The 17,692-nt window shown below is 69.5% G+C and carries 18 protein-coding genes; 3 read left to right on the forward strand and 15 right to left on the reverse strand.

The features are described from left to right. Positions 1-8 precede the first annotated feature (8 nt). The 3 genes from ABZ552_RS19375 to ABZ552_RS19385 are packed head-to-tail and all read right to left on the reverse strand — an operon-like array spanning position 9 to position 2,559. Positions 9-1,532 (reverse strand): glycosyltransferase family 39 protein, encoded by a 1,524-nt coding sequence (locus ABZ552_RS19375; protein WP_357438755.1) that lies wholly within the window; start codon positions 1,530-1,532, stop codon positions 9-11. Beyond that, positions 1,525-2,160, reverse strand: a complete 636-nt coding sequence (locus tag ABZ552_RS19380; protein WP_281879360.1) for a TetR/AcrR family transcriptional regulator — start codon at positions 2,158-2,160, stop codon at positions 1,525-1,527. Before ABZ552_RS19380 ends, ABZ552_RS19375 begins: the two co-directional genes overlap by 8 nt. 33 nt (positions 2,161-2,193) lie before the next feature. Further along, complete coding sequence (locus ABZ552_RS19385) at positions 2,194-2,559, reverse strand: nuclear transport factor 2 family protein (protein WP_281879359.1); 366 nt, start codon at positions 2,557-2,559, stop codon at positions 2,194-2,196. 104 nt (positions 2,560-2,663) lie between these two features. On the opposite strand from ABZ552_RS19385, the gene ABZ552_RS19390 reads away from it, so the two are divergent. Beyond that, entirely contained in the window at positions 2,664-3,674 is a 1,011-nt protein-coding gene (locus ABZ552_RS19390; protein ID WP_281879358.1) for an RNA polymerase subunit sigma-70, read from the forward strand. A gap of 91 nt (positions 3,675-3,765) precedes the next feature. Here the strand turns inward: ABZ552_RS19390 and arc are convergent, their stop codons facing one another. Further along, entirely contained in the window at positions 3,766-5,526 is a 1,761-nt protein-coding gene (gene arc / locus ABZ552_RS19395) for a proteasome ATPase (RefSeq protein ID WP_281879356.1), read from the reverse strand. Positions 5,527-5,705: 179 nt separating this feature from the next. Here arc and ABZ552_RS19400 point away from each other — a divergent pair, with 179 nt between their 5' ends. Further along, complete coding sequence (locus tag ABZ552_RS19400; protein WP_281918020.1) at positions 5,706-6,218, forward strand: hypothetical protein; 513 nt, start codon at positions 5,706-5,708, stop codon at positions 6,216-6,218. A 37-nt stretch (positions 6,219-6,255) separates the two neighbouring features. Here ABZ552_RS19400 and ABZ552_RS19405 read toward each other — a convergent pair whose 3' ends face one another. Then, the gene (locus ABZ552_RS19405; protein ID WP_281879354.1) at positions 6,256-7,089 is read right to left on the reverse strand and encodes a tRNA (adenine-N1)-methyltransferase; all 834 of its coding nucleotides are present in this window, start codon (positions 7,087-7,089) and stop codon (positions 6,256-6,258) included. A 75-nt stretch (positions 7,090-7,164) separates the two neighbouring features. Here ABZ552_RS19405 and ABZ552_RS19410 point away from each other — a divergent pair, with 75 nt between their 5' ends. Beyond that, positions 7,165-8,076, forward strand: a complete 912-nt coding sequence (locus ABZ552_RS19410) for a RecB family exonuclease (protein WP_281879353.1) — start codon at positions 7,165-7,167, stop codon at positions 8,074-8,076. Between the two features lie 3 nt (positions 8,077-8,079). On the opposite strand, the gene ABZ552_RS19415 is transcribed toward ABZ552_RS19410, so the two are convergent. The 10 genes from ABZ552_RS19415 to ABZ552_RS19460 form a co-directional block, all read right to left on the reverse strand. Next, the gene (locus ABZ552_RS19415) at positions 8,080-8,310 is read right to left on the reverse strand and encodes a hypothetical protein (RefSeq protein WP_357438760.1); all 231 of its coding nucleotides are present in this window, start codon (positions 8,308-8,310) and stop codon (positions 8,080-8,082) included. A gap of 143 nt (positions 8,311-8,453) precedes the next feature. After that, positions 8,454-9,650, reverse strand: a complete 1,197-nt coding sequence (locus ABZ552_RS19420; protein ID WP_281918019.1) for a putative sulfate exporter family transporter — start codon at positions 9,648-9,650, stop codon at positions 8,454-8,456. Next, complete coding sequence (locus ABZ552_RS19425; protein WP_281879350.1) at positions 9,647-9,781, reverse strand: hypothetical protein; 135 nt, start codon at positions 9,779-9,781, stop codon at positions 9,647-9,649. The genes ABZ552_RS19420 and ABZ552_RS19425 overlap by 4 nt, the downstream gene beginning before the upstream one ends. A 113-nt stretch (positions 9,782-9,894) precedes the next feature. Then, complete coding sequence (gene hisG / locus ABZ552_RS19430; protein ID WP_281879349.1) at positions 9,895-10,746, reverse strand: ATP phosphoribosyltransferase; 852 nt, start codon at positions 10,744-10,746, stop codon at positions 9,895-9,897. Between the two features lie 45 nt (positions 10,747-10,791). Further along, positions 10,792-11,055 carry a phosphoribosyl-ATP diphosphatase gene (locus tag ABZ552_RS19435; RefSeq protein ID WP_039798430.1) on the reverse strand — a complete coding sequence of 88 codons (264 nt, stop codon included), beginning with the start codon at positions 11,053-11,055 and terminating at the stop codon, positions 10,792-10,794. Between the two features lie 120 nt (positions 11,056-11,175). Beyond that, positions 11,176-12,990: a choline/carnitine O-acyltransferase gene (locus tag ABZ552_RS19440; protein WP_281918018.1), complete on the reverse strand. Its 1,815-nt coding sequence runs from the start codon at positions 12,988-12,990 to the stop codon at positions 11,176-11,178. Continuing rightward, positions 12,987-13,823 (reverse strand): class I SAM-dependent methyltransferase, encoded by an 837-nt coding sequence (locus tag ABZ552_RS19445; RefSeq protein ID WP_281879347.1) that lies wholly within the window; start codon positions 13,821-13,823, stop codon positions 12,987-12,989. The genes ABZ552_RS19440 and ABZ552_RS19445 overlap by 4 nt, the downstream gene beginning before the upstream one ends. Positions 13,824-13,867: 44 nt before the next feature. Beyond that, positions 13,868-14,731, reverse strand: coding sequence for an arpA protein (locus tag ABZ552_RS19450; RefSeq protein WP_281918017.1), 864 nt, complete (start codon positions 14,729-14,731; stop codon positions 13,868-13,870). Between the two features lie 159 nt (positions 14,732-14,890). Further along, positions 14,891-15,562 carry an HAD family phosphatase gene (locus ABZ552_RS19455; protein ID WP_357438766.1) on the reverse strand — a complete coding sequence of 224 codons (672 nt, stop codon included), beginning with the start codon at positions 15,560-15,562 and terminating at the stop codon, positions 14,891-14,893. A gap of 243 nt (positions 15,563-15,805) precedes the next feature. Then, positions 15,806-17,635 (reverse strand): serine/threonine-protein kinase, encoded by a 1,830-nt coding sequence (locus tag ABZ552_RS19460; RefSeq protein ID WP_357438769.1) that lies wholly within the window; start codon positions 17,633-17,635, stop codon positions 15,806-15,808. Positions 17,636-17,692: the final 57 nt, after the last annotated feature.

Consider the following 17,692-nt stretch of genomic DNA (forward strand, 5'->3'; position numbering starts at 1 on the left):
CGCGGCGATCAGTTCAGCCGCAACATGTCCGGCCAGGATCGCGACCACGGCGCACGCGGTTGCGCACAGCGCCAGATGGTGACGCCGCGGGTGACACCGGGATACCCCAGCCGCGCGTCGACCTGCCCCGCCGCGGTGACCTCGGCGCAGTGCGCGCGCACGTCGGCCTCGGTGCCGCCCACCCAGAGCACTGTCGTGGCCGTGTCCGGCGGGGTGCCGAAGTAGCCGAAACCACGATTCGGACTGTAGACGGCGGGCAGGCCGTACTCGGCCCGACCGACGTCCAAGGCGCTTGCCTGCCAATAGGAGTCGGCGATCACCACGGCCGACGAACGCTCCGGCTCCGGCAGGGCACGGTAGGCCGCCGCTACCCCCGCCGCGAGTTCCGACCAGCCGAATCGCCCGTAGATCGCGATCTCCAGGCCCGCCTGAGCCTGCGTGTCGACCGGCTCGACAGCGGACTCCGGACGCAGTGGCAGGGAGAACATCACCAGCGCGACGGACAGCGCGAGCAACGGGACGGTGGCGATCGCGCGCGAGCGACGCCGGTTCCCGGTCCACCGCACAGCCCCGGCCGCGATCAGCACTCCGTAGCAGCCCGCCGCGTAGTACGGACGTCCGTTCGTCGCGATGAAGACCACGACCAGCACTATCGGCAGCAGTGCGAGGAACCGGTAGGGCCGCCAGGACTCCGCCCGCAACAGCGTCCACACTCCGTAGACCAGCAGCAGGCCGCCGATCAGGCCGGCGGCGGCGAGCGCCAGCGGCAGCCAGACGTAGCGACCGCCGATCGTGGCCTGCTCGGCGGCGACCGTTCCACCCAGTCGTAACTGCGGCCACCCGTGCGTCGCCTGCCACACCAGACTGGGCACCATGGTCAGCACGACTACCGCGCCGCCGCACCACAGCGCGGGGCGGCGCAGCAGCTCACGCGGTCCGTAGCTCGCCACCCCGATCACGAGGGCGATCCAGAAGAATGGGATCAGCCACTTGACCTGCATGTCCACCGCGGTGACCAGCGCAGCCGCCACCAGCAGGCCGTCGCGGCGGGTGCGGACCCAGCGGACCACCAGCCAGCTCACCACTACCCACAGGGCCGTGTCGATCGTGTTGGTGGCGAGTTGATCACCTTGTACCAGCAGGAACGGCGAGGTGGCGTAGGCGGCCGCGGCCAGCATCTGCGCCGCGCAGCCGCCCCCGAACTCCCGGGCGATCTGGGCGGTGATCACCACCGCGGCCACGGTGACGAGCACAGCCGGAAGGCGCAACGCCACCAGGGAGCCCGGGGCGAGCAGATCCATCACCCTGGCGATGGCCGGCAACAACGGCCCCTGATCGGCATAGCTGACGGCGAGCCTGCGCCCCGCGGCGACGAAATACAGCTCGTCGCCGAAGAATCCATACCTCCCGATCGAGACCAGCAGCGCCAGCGCACCGAGCGCCGCCACCGCGCCCACTCCGCCGAGGGCGAACGGTGGTCGCGGTTCGCCGGGATCCGTCTGCCGCCGTGCGGGATTCAGCACTTCAGTCATGCTCGCTCACCTTGCGTGTCGCCGTGTCGAACAGCCTGCACAAATGCGCCGCGTAGGCCTCCATCGCGAAATCCGGCTCCCGCACGGCGCGTCCCGCCGCGCCGTCGATGGCGTCGCGGATCGACTTGGCCATCAACAGTGGATCGAACTCGCCGAACTCACCGGTGCGCTGCCCGTCGGTCATGATGCCGACCAGCGGCGCGATGATGTCACGTTCCCCGTCGGCGGAGGCGAATTTCGGTTTGCCCTCCGCGTCGCGCAGATTCGTCACGACCTCCACCAGCGCCGCCACGTAGGTCGTATTCGCTTCGATGAAGCCGAGGTTCGATGTGAGATAGGCCAGCAGGCTCTCGCGCGCGCCGACGGCCGCGCCCACCCGTGGCGCGATGTACTCCGCCGCCGAGACGTACAGCTGGATCACCAGCTGCGTCATCAGGTCGTCCTTGCCCTCGAAGTGGTAGGAGATGACGCCCTTGGAGATGCCCGCGTGCTCGGCGATCCGCGCCAGCGAAGCATTCGCGTACCCGACTTCGGAGATCACCTCCACCGCCGCGGCGATGATCTGCCGCCGCCGCGCCTCTTCGATGAACGACCTCCGTTGACCGCCCGTACTATTTTCTGGCCGCATGGCCAAATATTAGCACGAGCGGTCTACGCCGATTCAGCGCGCGGCGGCCCGAGCCGCGTCGAACGGCGCACGGTCGAAGATGATCCGGACATACGTGATCCGTCCGTCGATCACCTTGTGCCATTCCGCGCCGGGTGCGTTCGGAACCGGAACGGTCACGGTGTCGTACATCAGCAGCGCAGTGCGGTCGTCACCGAATGAGGCGAGCAAGGTCGAGTCGGTGAGGATCCGGCTGAACGGTTCGAGGAAATCGCGGAACGCCGCGGCTCCGGTGATTCGCCCGGCGGGGGCGTCGCAGATGATGTCGTCGGCGACGTAGGTCATGGCGTCGGCGAAATCGTGACCGGTCCAGGCGCGATAGAACGCGAGCGAAGTCCGCAGAGCGATGGGTTCGGACATGGTGTCTCCTTCCGGTGAGCATCGGCGCTTCGCCGTGCTGTAGGTAGTGACACCGAGAACGGGCCCGATGGAACGCCCGACGACGAACTGGCACCATCGACGGCGTGCAGCAGACGACCCTGGAACGGGCATGTGCGGGCGACGAGTCGGCGTTTCGGGTCCTCACCGACCCGTACCGGCGCGAGTTGGAACTGCACTGCTACCGCCTGCTCGGCTCGATGACCGATGCCGAGGACATGGTGCAGGAGACCTTGCTGGCGGCTTGGCGCGGCCTGCCGGGCTTCGAGCAACGGTCGTCGCTGCGCTCGTGGCTGTACCGCATCGCCACCAACCGGTGCCTCAACGCGCTGCGGGACGCCCGCCGCCGGGTGCCGCCCGAGCCGGTGCCCCCGTTCTCGCCGCCCGAACCCACCCGCCGGGACGAACTGCGCTGGTTGCAGCCATATCCCGACAGCAAGCTCGACATCGCCGATCCCGCGCCCGGCCCGGAGGCCCGCTACGCGGCCACCGAAGCGGTCGAGCTGGCCTTCGTCATGGGGTTGCAGCGGCTGCCGCCGCGCCAAGCCGCGACCCTGGTGCTGCGCGACGTCCTCGGCTTCCCCGTCGCCGAGGTGGCCGACCTCCTCGGCGTCACGCCCACCGTGGTCAAGGGACATCTGCAACGCGCACGGGCGTCGCTCGACCGGCATCGGGGCCGAACGTTTCCGCGCCGGGCCGCTCCCGAAGAACGCGCTCTCGCAAGCCGTTTCGCCGCAGCGTACCTCTCGGGCGACGTCGAAGGCGTGATCGCCCTGCTCACCGACGACGCGTGGCTTTCGATGCCGCCCGCGCCACACGAGTACCACGGTCCGGCCGCGATCGCGGAATTCCTGTCCGCTTCCTTCGCCTACAGTGGCGAGCGCCGCGTCCACCTGGTGCCGACGGGAGCCAACGGCCTGCCCGCGTTCGGCGCCTACCTCGACGACGCGGTGCGCCCGGTCGCGACTCCAGCCGGCCTGATCGTGCTCACACCAGCGGGCGACCGCATCGGCAGGATCACCCGTTTCCACCTCGACGCTCTCTACCCGAGGTTCGGCCTGCCCGACCGGTTGCCGGACGGCCCGCCGCCCGCCTGACCGGCACGATCCGACTGCGACCTGGCTCCTGCACGAACGGCGAAGGGCCGCGCCTCCGGAGAGACGCGACCCTACGTGGTCCGGCGGAACCTTACAGGTACTGACCGGTGTTCGACTCGGTATCGATGGCGCGGCTGGCGCTGGCGTTCTTGCCGGTGACCAGCGTGCGGATGTAGACGATCCGCTCGCCCTTCTTGCCCGAGATGCGCGCCCAGTCATCCGGATTCGTGGTGTTGGGCAAGTCCTCGTTCTCGGAGAACTCGTCCACGATCGAATCGTAGAGATGCTGGATCCGCAGGCCCGGATTGCCGGTGTCGAGCACCGCCTTGATGGCGTACTTCTTGGAGCGGTCCACGATGTTCTGGATCATGGCGCCGGAGTTGAAGTCCTTGAAGTACAGGACCTCTTTGTCACCGTTGGCGTAGGTGACCTCCAGGAAGCGGTTGTCCTCGCTCTCGGCGTACATCCGGTCGACGACCCGTTCGATCATCGCGCGGATGCACAGGCCCTTGTCGCCGCCGAACTCGGCCAGATCGTCGTCGTGCAGCGGCAGCTCCTCGGTGAGGTACTTCGAGAAGATGTCCTGCGCGGACTCCGCGTCCGGCCGCTCGATCTTGATCTTCACGTCCAAGCGGCCCGGCCGCAGGATCGCCGGATCGATCATGTCCTCACGGTTGGAGGCGCCGATCACGATGACGTTCTCCAAGCCCTCGACGCCATCGATCTCCGACAGCAGCTGGGGCACCACCGTGGTCTCCACGTCGGAGGAGACGCCTGAGCCGCGGGTGCGGAAGATCGAATCCATCTCGTCGAAGAACACGATCACCGGCGTGCCCTCGGACGCCTTCTCACGCGCCCGCTGGAAGATGATCCGGATGTGGCGCTCGGTCTCGCCCACGAACTTGTTGAGCAGCTCCGGGCCCTTGATGTTCAGGAAGTACGACTTGGCTTCCTTGGCGTCCTCACCGCGCGCCTCGGCGATCTTCTTGGCCAGCGAGTTGGCCACCGCCTTGGCGATCAGCGTCTTGCCGCAGCCGGGCGGACCGTAGAGCAGCACGCCCTTCGGCGGGCGCAGCGCGTACTCGCGGAACAGGTCCTTGTGCAGGAAGGGCAGCTCCACCGCGTCGCGGATCTGCTCGATCTGCCTGCCGAGACCGCCGATGTCGCCGTAGTCGACGTCGGGCACCTCTTCCAGCACGAGGTCCTCGACCTCGGCCTTGGGGATGCGTTCGAAGGCGAAACCGGCCTTCGAGTCCACCAGCAGCGAGTCGCCCGGCCGCAGCTTGCGAATGGGGGAATCGGGGTCGTCCAGGTCGTCCATCTCGGCGACCTTCGCCAGCGGGCCTGCCAGCCACACCACGCGCTCCTCGTCGGCATGACCGACGACCAGGGCGCGACGTCCGTCGTCGAGGATCTCCCGGAGGGTGCCGATCTCGCCGACCGCGTCGTAGTGCCCGGCCTCGACGACCGTGAGCGCCTCGTTGAGGCGGACGGTCTGACCGTACTCGAGCGTCGAGGTCTCGATGTTCGGTGAACACGTCAACCGCATCTTGCGACCCGAAGTGAACACGTCGACCGTCTGATCGTCGTACACACCGATCAGGATGCCGTATCCGCTCGGCGGCTGACCCAGCCGATCGACCTCCTCACGGAGCGCCACCAGCTGCTGGCGCGCTTCCTTGAGGGTGTCCATCAGCTTCGTGTTGCGAATGGTCAGCGAATCGATGCGGGCTTCCAATTCCCGTGTGCGATCTGGCGAGTCGGCGAGTTGCCTTCGGAGTGCAGCCGCCTCGGCGCGTACCGCCTCGAGCTCTCTCCAGGCCGCCGAATCCGAATTCTCGATGGGGCTCATGTGCTGCTCCTCCCAGTCCCGGTCTATCAACGCTACCGGGCGCGACCCGTTCTCGCTTTCCGACATGGTTTCGTGGTGATCACATCTGGGCCGCGATCGGCGGCCGGACCACCATGTTAGCCTGCCCTAACCCGACCCTGGCGAGCCCGCCCGCCACCCGAGCCGAAAGGTTGCCGACCATGCTCCTTCCCGCGAGAACCCTGCGTGTATCCCTTGCCACCGCCGCCGCGGCGCTGGCCATCTCCGGCGCACTGGCGGCCTGCGGATCCGACGACGACTCCGCTACGGCGACCTCGGCCACCACCAGCGCCGCCGCCTCGGGTACCCACGATCACGGCGACCATGCGACCGCCGCGCCGACCGCCGAGAGCTTGCAGGCGATGCTCGGCAAGTTCGCCGATTCGAATGTACCCACCGCGGAGAAGTCCAAGCTGATCGTCAACGGTGAGCAGCGCACCGCGAACATCGACCAGATGAACAAGGGCCTGCAGGGCTACACGCTCACCTTCACCGTCGCCGACCTCACCGTCCAGGGCACCACCGCGAACGCGCAGGTGACCATCACCTCCCCGCACGGCGCCGCGCCCGCCGTGCCGCTGAGCTGGGAGAACGTCGACGGCACCTGGAAGCTGTCGGACGCCAGCGGCTGCCTGCTGCTCGGCTTCGCGCAGGCGCCCTGCGTCCCGGCCTGAGCGGGCCGAGCGCCGCGCGCACCCGCCCGGGCCGCGCTCAGCCCTTCGAGGGCCTGCGCTGCGGCTTGGGCGTGACGGTGCCCTCGGCCAGCCTGCGGGCGCTGACCAGGAAAGCGGTGTGACCCTGCATGCGATGTTCGGGCCGCACGGCGAGGCCGACGACATGCCAGGGCCGCACCAGCGACTCCCACGATCGCGGCTCGGTCCAGCACTCCTGCTCGCGCAGCGCTTCGACCACCTTCGACAGCTGCGTGACGGTGGCGACGTAGACGATCAGCACGCCGCCCGGCACCAGCGCCTTGGACACGGCGGGGAGCGCGTCCCACGGCGCGAGCATGTCCAGCACGGCGCGATCCACCGGCTCCCCGGTGTAGTCGGCCACATCGCCGACGGTCAGCGACCAGTTCGCCGGTCGTTCCCCGAAGAACGTCTCCACATTGCGGACCGCGTGCTCGGCGTGGTCGGCGCGGATCTCGTAGGACACCACCTGCCCCTGCGGCCCGACCGCCCGCAGCAGCGAGCAGGTCAGCGCGCCGGATCCCGCGCCCGCTTCGAGCACGCGCGCGCCGGGGAACATGTCACCCTCGTGCACGATCTGCGCGGCGTCCTTGGGGTAGATCACCGCGGCGCCGCGCGGCATGGACAGCACGTAGTCGATCAGCAGCGGACGCAGCGCGAGGTACGGCGTGCCGTTGGTGGAGTGCACCACGCTGCCCTCGTCGGCGCCGATCAGGCTGTCGTGCTTGATCCCGCCACGATGAGTGTGGAACTCCTTACCCGGCTCCAAGACCACCGTGTACAGGCGCCCTTTGGCATCGGTCAGCTGCACCCGGTCACCGATGGTGAATGGCCCGGTCCGTCTGGCCGTCATGAATCTCCGTTCCGCTGGTTGGAATCCGTGCTGTCGCGCACCGGCGTGTCGGTGCCGCGGGATAGCCTGCCAGGTATGTGCTCGCCCGTGTCCACGCCCCCTGCCGACGACGCGCGGACCCCGCAGTTCGCTGCCGCCGCGAGCCGCGCCCGGCCCGCGCTGTCGCCTTCCCGGGCAATGGATTTCAAGCAGTGCCCGCTGAAATACCGGTTCCGTGCGATCGATCGGATACCGGAACAGCCGTCCGTGCACGCGGTGCGCGGCACGGTGGTGCACGCGGTGCTCGAGGACCTCTACGGGCTGCCCGCCGCCGAACGGGTGCCCGAGCGCGCCGACGCCCTGGTGCCGTCGGCGTGGGCGCGGGTGCGCGCCGAGCAGCCGGAGGTCGCGGAGCTGATCGCCGGCGAGCGGCTCGACGCGTTCCTCGGCGAGGTGCGCGCGCTGGTGCGCCGCTACTACCGGCTGGAGGATCCCACCCGGTTCGACCCGGAATCACGCGAAGCGCGGGTGGAGGTCGAACTGGACGACGGCGCGCTGCTGCGCGGGTTCGTCGACCGGATCGACGTCGCACCGAGCGGCGCCCTGCGCGTCGTGGACTACAAGACCGGCCGCGTGCCGGGGCTCACGCAAGAGACCACAGCGCTGTTCCAGCTGAAGTTCTACGCCCTGGTGGTCCTGCGCACCCGCGGGCTCGTGCCCGCCCAGTTGCGGTTGCTCTACTTGGCCGACGAGCAGATCCTCACCTACGCCCCCGACGAGCAGGAATTGCTGCGCTTCGAGCGCACGCTCTCGGCCCTGTGGGCGGCGATCCGCGAGGCAGGCCGCACCGGGGACTTCCCGCCGAACACCAGCCGGATGTGCTCCTACTGCGACTACAAGCCGTTGTGCCCGGCGTTCGGCGGCACGCCGCCGCCCTACCCCGGCTGGCCCAGCGGCGACGCGGCCGAAGCCCCGGACGAAACCCTGGCCGAAGCCGTATCGGACTGACGGCTAGTGACCTCGGGCGGCCACCAGGAAGTCCAAGGACGTGCCGCGCTCGCCCAGCAGGACGATCGTTCCGATCAGAACGGCCACCAGCACCGCGTCGCCCGCGATGATCAGCAGGTTCCGCAATCGCGTCCACGTGGGGCCCCGCTCGGGGACTCCGCGCGCCGCCGCCGGGGCGGTCGCTCGGCTGCCCGGTCTCATCTCGGTCTTCTCGTCATCGATGCTCTCCGGCACGCCTGACAGTCTTCCCGATCGGCTTCGGAGTCTTCGAGCCGAACCGCGCATCCGGTCGATGAAACTGCTCGCCGCCGCCCGATCCCGGAGTCCGGGATCGGGCGACACCGCAGCCGGTATTCGGCCGCGCCCATCAGCGCAACTCAGACGGTGAAGTTGTGGAACAACAGCACCGAAAGTCCAAGGCCGACAGCGAGATTCACCAACGCCGCGGACCCGAACACCACGACCGGTCGCCAGCCCGCTTCCCGTAGGCCGCGCAGCGAGAACTCCAAGCCGATGGAGACGAACGCGAAGATCAGGAACCAGGTGCGCAGATCGTTGACGATCGCGATGTGCGCGGCGCCGGACTTCTTGTCCGCCGTCTGCAGGTACAGCGTGCCGATGATCGAGGCGGCGACGAAGCCGAGCACGAACTTCGGGAATCGCTCCCAGAACTGCCGAGCCGACGGCCGCGCCGCTCCCGGCGTCCGCTCGACGCGCAGCGTGAAGTACGCGGTCAGCGCGATCGCGACGACGCCGATCAGGGCGTTCTGCGTGGTCTTGACGATGGTGGCGATCTGCAGCGCCTTCTCCCCCGCGATCGCGCCGGAGGCCGCGACCGCGGCCGTGGTGTCGATGTTGCCGCCGATCCAGGCGCCCGCGACCGCGTCCGGCAACCCGAGCACCCCCGCCAGCCAGGGCAGCAGGAAGATCGAGGGCAGCGCGAAGACGATCACCAGCGAGGCCGCGTAGGCGATCTGCTCGCGCCGGGCCTGCACCGCGCCCGCCGCGGCGATCGCAGCGCTGACGCCGCAGATCGACACCGCCGAGGACAGCAGCGCGCGCAGTTTGTCGTCCAGCCCCAGGCGCCCGCCCAGCCACCAGGTGAAGCCGAACACGGCCGTGATCAGCAGCAGCGCTTGCAGAATCGACGGGCCCGCCGCGGTGACCAGGATCTTCAGATTGATCGACGCGCCGAGCAGCACCACACCGGTCTTGATGAAGAACTCGGTGCGGAAGCCCGCCGAAAGCCGATCGCGCAGCGCGAGTTTGGTCAGCACCACGTTGCCGATCAAGCCGAGCGCGATGGCGTACACCGGGAATTCGATCGACTTGGCGACCCGCTGGAACGGAGTGTCCACCGACCACCGCGGGACGTGCGTCTCGAAGTACCGGGTGAGGGCGCCGAGCACGAGCACGACGGCGATTCCGGCCGCGATGGCACCGGCCGTCGGACGGGATACCGCTTGCACCGCCTCGGTTTCCGAGGACGGAACATCGGCACGCCCCGCCGCGGGCCTGCTCTCGGTCCGGGCGTCCGGTTCGTTCGCCGCTTCGGCGCCGGTCCCGGCCATCACGGCACCAGCCAATCCGGAATCACGCCGAGCAGGACCAGCGCGATCAGGATCAGCCCGGCGATCGCCGCCAGCCAATCCTCGTTCCATGCGAATGTGCTGCCCGACTGCTCCTCGGGTGATGACTGTGACACGGGGGCTCCTTGCGTTTCCTCATCGAGAGGCCGCACGGTAGCAACACCTGGTCACAGCACACACCGATTGCGCTCAGCGTGAGCGGATCAGGCGGATCGGACGAATCCGGCGTTCAGAATGCGCGGCAGGAGCGAATGTCGGTGGCGAGGATGGCTTTCGCGCCCAGGTCGGCCAGCTTGTCCATCAGCTCGTTGCTCTGCTTGCGCGGCACCAGTGCCCGCACGGCCACCCAGCCGGTGTCGGCCAGCGGCGCGACGGTGGGCGACTCCAGGCCGGGGGTGATGACGAACGCCTCGTCGAGCAGGTCCTTCGGGCAGTCGTAGTCCAGCATGACGTACTGCTGGGCGAAGACCACGCCCTGGACCCGGGCGACGAGCTGGTTACGCGCCCGGTCGCCCTGGTCGGCGTCCTTGCGCTCGACCAGCACCCCCTCGGAATCACACAGCGATGCACCGAAGGCCACCAGATTGTGCTGACGCAGTGTGCGCCCCGAGCCGACGACGTCGGCGATGGCGTCGGCGACGCCGAGCTGGATGGAGATCTCCACCGCGCCGTCGAGACGGATCACCTCGGCCTCGATCCCCCGGCGGCGCAGGTCGTTCAGCACCAGGTTCGGGTAGGAGGTGGCGATCCGCTTGTCGTAGAGGTCCTCGACCTTCCACTCCCGCCCGGCCGGGGCGGCGTAGCGGAAGGTGGAGCGGCCGAACCCGAGGGCGAGGCGTTCCTGCACCGGGGCGCCGGAATCCCACGCCAGATCACGCCCGGTGATGCCGAGATCGAGTTCCCCGGAGCCGACGTAGATCGCGATGTCCTTGGGTCGCAGGAAGAAGAACTCGACCTGGTTTGCCGGGTCGAGAACGGTCAGGTCACGGGAATCGGTGCGCTTGCGATAGCCCGCCTCGGTGAGGATCGAGACGGCGGATTCGGACAGGGCGCCTTTGTTGGGGACTGCGACGCGCAGCATGGGAGGAGTCCTTTCGGGAGGAGATACGGGGGTGTCGGACGGCCGTCACAGATGTCGGTACACGTCCTCGAGCTTCAGCCCGCGGCCCACCATCAGCACTTGCACCCAGTACAGCAGCTGGGAGATCTCCTCGGCGAGCGACTCGTCGCTCTCGTGTTCGGCGGCCAGCCACACTTCACCGGCCTCCTCGAGCACCTTCTTACCCTGGGTATGCACGCCTGCGTCCAGCGCGGCAACGGTTCCGGACCCCTCGGGGCGGTTGACCGCACGATCCTGCAGCTCGGCGAACAGGGATTCGAAGTTCTTCACGATGAGCCATTGTTTCAGACCCGGATGCGAGCCCGTTGCTCCGGCCCACGATGGCCTGGTACAGCGTCCGCCCGGTTCTCCCGCACCCGGCCGAGCGCGGGAGAACCGGGCGGAGGGCGCCTAGTTCCCGGCGAGCAACGCCTGCAGATCGGCGACTGCCGTGCGGAGGTGATCGGCGAACGCGTACATCTGATCGGCGACCGGCTTCGGGGTGGCCAGGTAGAGATTCCAGCGGTCCGGAAGCAGCACGTAGGCGATGCCGATGCAGCGGGAGCTGGTGGAGCCGAAACCGAAGTAGCGGATGTTGACCGACGGCGCCGAGCTGGTGCTCAGGTAGTCGTCGCGCATGATCGTCCAGCCCGGGCTGTCGTAGAGCGGGATCGGGTCGGTGACGCCCAGTTCCGCGCCGCGCCTGCGCTGGATCCACTGCAGCTCCCACAGGTGCTGCTCGGGCGCGTCCCCGGCCTGGCACTGCTTGGCCCGTTCCACGTGCGCCGCCGCGGCCGTCCGCGCCGCGGCGAGCTTCGCCTCGGCGTCGGCGGCCGGGTCCTGCATCGTGTCCACGAAGGCGATCATCTCCGGGGTGACCACCCGCATGGCCTCGGTGCGGCCGTTGCGGTACTGCCTGGTCGCGATGGACTCGTAGGTGGCGCCGGTGAGCCCCTTGCTGCGCCGGTGGGCGAGCTGGTAGCTCAGCTGCGCGAAGGCGTCCGGCGAGATGCCCAGCTGCTTGGCCCTGGCGGTGCCGAAGTCCGGGAACGAGACCGTCTGGGTGGCGTTCGCGGCGGCGTAGCGGGCGAAGTCGGCGGCTGCCGCGGCGATATCGCCGCGCTGCGCCTCGTCCAGCACGAACTCGATCGGCTCGACCGAGGGCAGCCCCTGCGCCTGCGCGCCGGAGCGGGCGGCGTGGGCCGGCACCGTCGTCTCCAGCAGGGTGTCCACGAACGAGAGGATGGTGGTGCCGTCGAGTCCGCAGTGTTCGACGTTGATGCCCGCCTGCCCGTCACCGAACACGATGAACGAGACGGACTTGTCGAACCACCGGTTGGCGCTGTCGCCGTGCAGCAGCTCGTCGCAGGCGTGCTGCTCGTCGCGCGGAGCGAAGTCCTCGAGACAGACGGCGAACAGCGCGGTCTCGATGGCGTCCAGCGCCGCGGCGTTCGCCGGCTCGGCCAGCAGCCGCTGCCTGCTCTCCGCCCATTCCGCACGGGCCTTGGTGGTGAGGTGCCCCACCGCGGTGTCGGTGCGGGCCGGGCGTGCGCCCGCCTTGAGCACCGCGCGCAAACCGTCGGCGAGATCCTCCGGCGAATACGGCGCTCCGTCCGGGCCGATGACGTCCATCCGGAACGGGCTGCCGTGGAAGAACACCACGATGTGCCGGGCCTGGGAGGGGCCCGGCCACTCCGCGCTGTAGGGGACCCGCACCGTGTCCTGCTCCACGCCGGGGATCCTGGTCTCGGAGAACAGGTACTTGTTCTGCCACATGGACAGCTGCTGTCCCCGCTGGGTCACCGGCGGGATGGCCTCCTGGTCCAGCGCCAGCTTGTAGTCGACGGCCGCGGAGATGATGCCCGCGGCGCGGTCCACCTGGGTGGCGGCGGTGGAGGCGGCCAGCGGCGTGTCGTCCCGGAACAGGAAGAAGAAGTTCGCGTTCAGCGCGATCCGGTCCCGCCTGCCCAGGTAGCGCGACGGCCAGAACAGGTCCAGCCAGCTGCCGACGCCGGGCGTCGCGTCGTACTCAGCGAGCGCCGCGTGCAGCGTGCGCCCCGGCCCGCCGGGCCGCAACAGGTCCTCGACCGCCGCCCGGGTGGCGGTGAGTTCGTCGGCGGTCAGCAGCGGCTCGCACCACTGCAGGAATCGGCCACAGCTGTCCTCCAGCGTCGGCAGGGGCACCCGGGGAAGGTGGTCGTCGGCGGCGAAGGTGCGTTCGGTCAATGCGAGTCCTCGGTGTCGGCGTGATGTTTCGGCAGCGGCCTGGACACATACAGGGTCGCATACAGCCATCCCTGGTCTTCCCGGCCGGTCGTGTCGATTCCCTTGGCGGACAGGGTGTTCAGTACCTGCGCCTGTTCGGCCGCGGAGGCGAACCTGCGTTGCTCGTACAACCCCGGCGCCTGCTCGGTCCGGTAGCCGAGCGCGGCGAGTTCCGCCTCGATCGGCGCGAAGTCGAACATGCGCAGTACGAAGTGTGCCATCCACGGCCGCCTGCGCGGGTGCGCCGTGGCCACGCGCGTCAAGGTCTTCTCGGTGACGTAGCCGACGCAGCCGGTGGAGACGACGAGATCGGCGGTCGCCAGCAGGGCGCGCTGCTCATCGGTCGGTTCGCCGGACTCCAGATCGGCGTGCACCACATCGTGCAGGAGCCCGGCTTCCCGCGCGTAGTCGAGGGCGGGGCGGGAGGCGTCCATACCGAGGAAGCGGACGTCGTCGGCCGCGGTCTCCGCCGCGACCCGGGCTCGGTCGCGCCGGATCAGGCCGGCCCGGTCGATGTCGGCGACGGTGTAATGCTCGGCCAGCTCGCCGATCGTGGTGTCGAAACGCAACAGCGCGGCGTTCACGCCGTAGGAGCAGCCGATGTCGAGCACTGTCGGCGCGGTGACCCGCGCGGAGGCGCGGAATTCCCGAATCTGCTGCTGGAAGAACGGTTTCGCCAGTTCCGGAATGCGGTAGTCCAGTTCGGACATGCGCGTGTAGTACGCGCGCGGATCGGGGCGGTCGTAGATGTCGTCGAAAGACGCTTTCCCGGTCGTGTGTAACGGCACTGGCACTGTCGGTCCTCTCGGGTCGAGCTCGGTCAGTCGAGCCGTTCGGCTCAGTCGAGCAGTCGATCGCCCCGGACGGCGTCGGCCGCGGCGGCTAGATGGTCGGGGAGCACGCGGCCGAACAATTGCCGGGTGCGCTCCACCGTGCCGACCATTCCGGGACGATCGGTGTAGGCGAAAATGGCCGAATGGCGCTGGCGTGCACCGCTGACGGGTGAGACGCGGTGCAACGAGAAGCGACCCTGGAACAGCTGCAGGTCGCCCGGACGCAGTTCGAGCCGCTGGACGAAACGCTCGCCGGTACCGGTGAGCACGGCGCGGACGTCGTCGAGGTGTTCCGCCTCGGGTGTGCGGATGTTGGGGCAGTACTCGAAGACGCCACCGTCCTCGGCGGGCTGGGTCAGCATCGAGACGGTGAATTCGTTGGTGTCGAAATGCCAGGGATGCGACATACCCGGCGCGACGACGTTGAGGCACAGTCCGGCGAGGGGATCGGCGAACTCGTGCAATTCGGCCAAACCGAAGCAGTCGGCGACGAACCGCTGGAACAACTCGTCGGTGTAGAGGCGGTGGATCAGCGCGTCGGCGGGGATGCGGTCGCGGGGCACGAAGGCGTTGCCGCGCTCCAGCACGATCCGGCCCGGATGGTCTTCCGGCAGGTCGGCGTCCAGGGGGATGTTGTAGGCGTTGACCTGCTCGACCTCGTAATGCGCGTGCGGGGCCATCCGCTCCCCCTGCGCCCGCAGGGTGTCGGTCAGCTCGGGTCGGATGAAACCACGCAGCACCGTGCAGCCGGTGTCGGCCAGTTCCGCGCGGGCGCGCCGCACCGCTTCGCGCAGCGCGGAGCTTTCCGGATCCGCCAGGGGATACCGTGCGGTATCTATGATCTCGTCGAGGACGCCCAACGCTGCCATGGCGTCATTTTGGTGGAGCGCTCGCCGACACGCCCGGGATTCGGCGAGATTGCCGGTGATCACGGTCACACCTACCATCTGCGCGCACTCCCGTTGCGGCACAGTAACTCTCGTCCCGCAGAGCGCGGCGGCCGCACGTGCCGCGCTCGCCCGAACCGCTCAATCGCGTAGGCGCAGAGCCTGTTCCAGATCCGCGACGGTCAGCCCGACGAGTGAATCGCGGAACAACCGTCCCGGCGCGTCCGGCACGGGAATCTCGCACGGGACGACCACCAGCGCGCAACCCGCCGCCTGCGCCGCGCGGGCGCCGGTGGGCGAGTCCTCCACCGCGACACACTGTTCCGGAGCGAGCCCGAGCAACTCGGCGGCGCGCAGATAGACATCCGGCTCCGGCTTGCCGTGCGCCACCTCGTCGCCGCAGACCGAGACGTCGAAGAAGTCGCGCCCCAGCGTGTCGAGACCGAACTCCGTGAGCGACCGCTTGGTATTGGTGACGAGCGCGCTGGACAGACCCGCGGCGCGGACCATGGCCAGCGCGTCCTTCGCGCCCGGCCGCCACGGGATGGGGCCGGTCATCAATTCGGTCACCCGCCGTTCCAGGAACTCCCCCGCCGCCCGCAGCGAGCCGGGCGTCGGCTCGATGCCCAGGCCGGTGAACATGATGCGCAGGGCGTTCGGGCCCGACGCCCCGATCAGCGCGTGCCGGACCGCGTCGGTCATCTCGTGACCGTGTTCGCGCGCCAGCTCCCGCACCGCCACGTCCCAGAGTTTCTCCGAGTCGAGCAGCGTGCCGTCCATGTCCCAGAGCACTCCAGCCAGTCGCGCTGTCACGTTTCGGTCCTTCTCCTAGATCTCGTCCATGTCCTGGGCACTGCGCGGCGACCGCGATCACCGGCCGAGACGGTCGCACGAACCGTATCGCCGGACGAAGCAGGTCGGTGGCCCCCGCCCAGCCGAGGCCGCCGGATCGAACAGCGCACCCCGGCGCGGGGCCGGGCGGTCGACCACAGTGTCGTGCGGCCGAGGCTGCATCCGAACCGCATCGCAGGGGATCACGGCAGAAGCGAACAGCGACTAAGTGCCCGACGCCGCTATCTGCAGCTTGGCGCTGTCGCCGACGACCTCGATCCAGCGGTTCTCGGACGTCGTCGTTCCGTTCTTCAAGGTATAGGTGAGCGCGACCACCGCCCGATTCCCGCCGTTCTGCGTGACCGAGCCCACGCTCACCGCACGGATGGTGCCCCAGAACTTCACGTAGGAGTCGTAGCCGGTCTGCGCCTGGTAACCGGGCGCCAGCTGCGTCCATGCGCCGGACACGTTGGTGGGCAGCATGCCGTAATAGCCCTGGATGAACGAGGCGATCCGATCGGACGTGGGTGGCCCGGACGGAGTGGTCGTCGCGGTGGTGGCCGGCCCGGTGGTGGTCGGGACCGGGCTCGACGTGGTGGGCTGCGGTGTGGTGCTGGACGGCGGCGGGGTGGTGCTCGGTGCGGGGTTCGTCGTTTGCGCCGGAGGAGTGGTTCCCGGGGCGGGCGGGGGCGGCGGGGCACCCGCCGACGTGGGCGCGGGCCCCGGCACGGGCCCGGACGTGGGTACGGGCGATGCGGCGGCGGAGGTTTGCGCCGGGGCTCGGCCTGGAGCTTGCGCCGGGGCCTGCCGCGACTCGGTTCCGGCCGGGTCGGCCGGTGCGTTCTCGGGCGCCACAGCGGCCGGAGGCACCGCCGACGAGGTCGGCGCGGCTCCGCCCTCGCCGTCCGCTCCGGCCAGCATCGCGATGACACCGATCAGGATCAGCACCCCGACCACCGCGGCGACTTCCACGGCGATCAACCGGCCTCGCTGCGGGCCACGCAGAACGCCCGGCAACGTCGCAGCCATCCCGGCCCGCCTCGGCGCCGGGGGTGGCGTAACCGGTCGCGGCGCGAGTGGACCCGGCTCCGCGGCGGGTACGACCGTGGTGACTCCGGTATCGCCGGACTGCTCCGGCGACACTGCGGCGGGGTGGTTCGGCAGCACGGTGGTCGCGGCGGCAGCCGTGGCGGGCGCGGGAATCACCTTGGTCACCGCCGCGGGCAACTGTGGATCCAGCCCCGCCGCAACGGCTTCGAGGAGCGTTTTCGCCTCCCGCATGGTCGGGCGGTCGGCGACGGCGGGAGCGAGCAGGTACATCAGCACCGGCCCCAGCGAGCCCGCGGACTCGGGCGGCGGGATCTCGGCCCGCGCGACCGCGTGCAGCAGGGCGAGCGGGTTGTCGCCCTCGCCGAACGGCGGGGTGCCCTGCACCGCCGCGTACAGCGTCGAACCGAGGGCGAAGACGTCGGAAGCCGGTTCCGGATCCTCGCCACGAGCCACCTCCGGCGACAGATAGGCCGGCGTCCCGGCGAGGAATCCGGTGGCCGTGACCGTCACGTCGCCGACCGCGCGGGAGATGCCGAAGTCGGTGATCTTGACCGTGCCGTCGTCGGCGACCAGCAGGTTCGCCGGCTTCACGTCCCGGTGCATGATCCCCGCGTCGTGTGCGGCCGCCAGGGCGCTCGCCGCCTGCGCGCCGATCCGGGCGACCTCGAGCGGCGGCAACGTGCGATCGCCCGACAGTTTGGCCGCCAGGCTCGGCGCGTCCAGGTACTCCATGACCAGCCAGGGCTGGCCGTCCTCCTCCGCCACGTCGAACACGGTGATGGCGTTCGGATGGTGCAGGCGCGCGGCGATCCGCCCCTCCCGCATGGCACGCCGTTTCGCCTCCAGCGCCGCTGACCCGGTCAGTCCGGGACCCAGGAGCACCTGTTTGACCGCGACGGTGCGCTGCAACCGCTCGTCGGTCGCCCGCCAGACCACACCCATGGCGCCGGTGCCGATCGGATCCGTGAGCCGATACCGTCCCGCGATCAGTCGATCCGCCGTCATGGTGGTGTGCCTCTCCTACTTGCGCGCCTAGCCGTTTCGCACTCCACGCGCAAGCCC

Origin of the sequence: Nocardia sp. NPDC019219 (genome assembly GCF_040632645.1) — a bacterium.
In the GTDB taxonomy this organism is placed as follows: domain Bacteria; phylum Actinomycetota; class Actinomycetes; order Mycobacteriales; family Mycobacteriaceae; genus Nocardia; species Nocardia sputorum.

What these genes read in the sequence shown, in the direction of transcription:
- ABZ552_RS19380 (WP_281879360.1), bottom strand. Translation starts at nt 2,160, where the DNA reads ATGCGGCCAGAAAATAGTACGGGCGGTCAACGGAGGTCGTTCATCGAA.
- ABZ552_RS19410 (WP_281879353.1), top strand. Translation starts at nt 7,165, where the DNA reads ATGTGCTCGCCCGTGTCCACGCCCCCTGCCGACGACGCGCGGACCCCG.
- ABZ552_RS19450 (WP_281918017.1), bottom strand. Translation starts at nt 14,731, where the DNA reads ATGGCAGCGTTGGGCGTCCTCGACGAGATCATAGATACCGCACGGTAT.
- hisG (WP_281879349.1), bottom strand. Translation starts at nt 10,746, where the DNA reads ATGCTGCGCGTCGCAGTCCCCAACAAAGGCGCCCTGTCCGAATCCGCC.
- ABZ552_RS19400 (WP_281918020.1), top strand. Translation starts at nt 5,706, where the DNA reads ATGCTCCTTCCCGCGAGAACCCTGCGTGTATCCCTTGCCACCGCCGCC.
- ABZ552_RS19385 (WP_281879359.1), bottom strand. Translation starts at nt 2,559, where the DNA reads ATGTCCGAACCCATCGCTCTGCGGACTTCGCTCGCGTTCTATCGCGCC.
- ABZ552_RS19375 (WP_357438755.1), bottom strand. Translation starts at nt 1,532, where the DNA reads ATGACTGAAGTGCTGAATCCCGCACGGCGGCAGACGGATCCCGGCGAA.
- ABZ552_RS19405 (WP_281879354.1), bottom strand. Translation starts at nt 7,089, where the DNA reads ATGACGGCCAGACGGACCGGGCCATTCACCATCGGTGACCGGGTGCAG.
- ABZ552_RS19460 (WP_357438769.1), bottom strand. Translation starts at nt 17,635, where the DNA reads ATGACGGCGGATCGACTGATCGCGGGACGGTATCGGCTCACGGATCCG.
- arc (WP_281879356.1), bottom strand. Translation starts at nt 5,526, where the DNA reads ATGAGCCCCATCGAGAATTCGGATTCGGCGGCCTGGAGAGAGCTCGAG.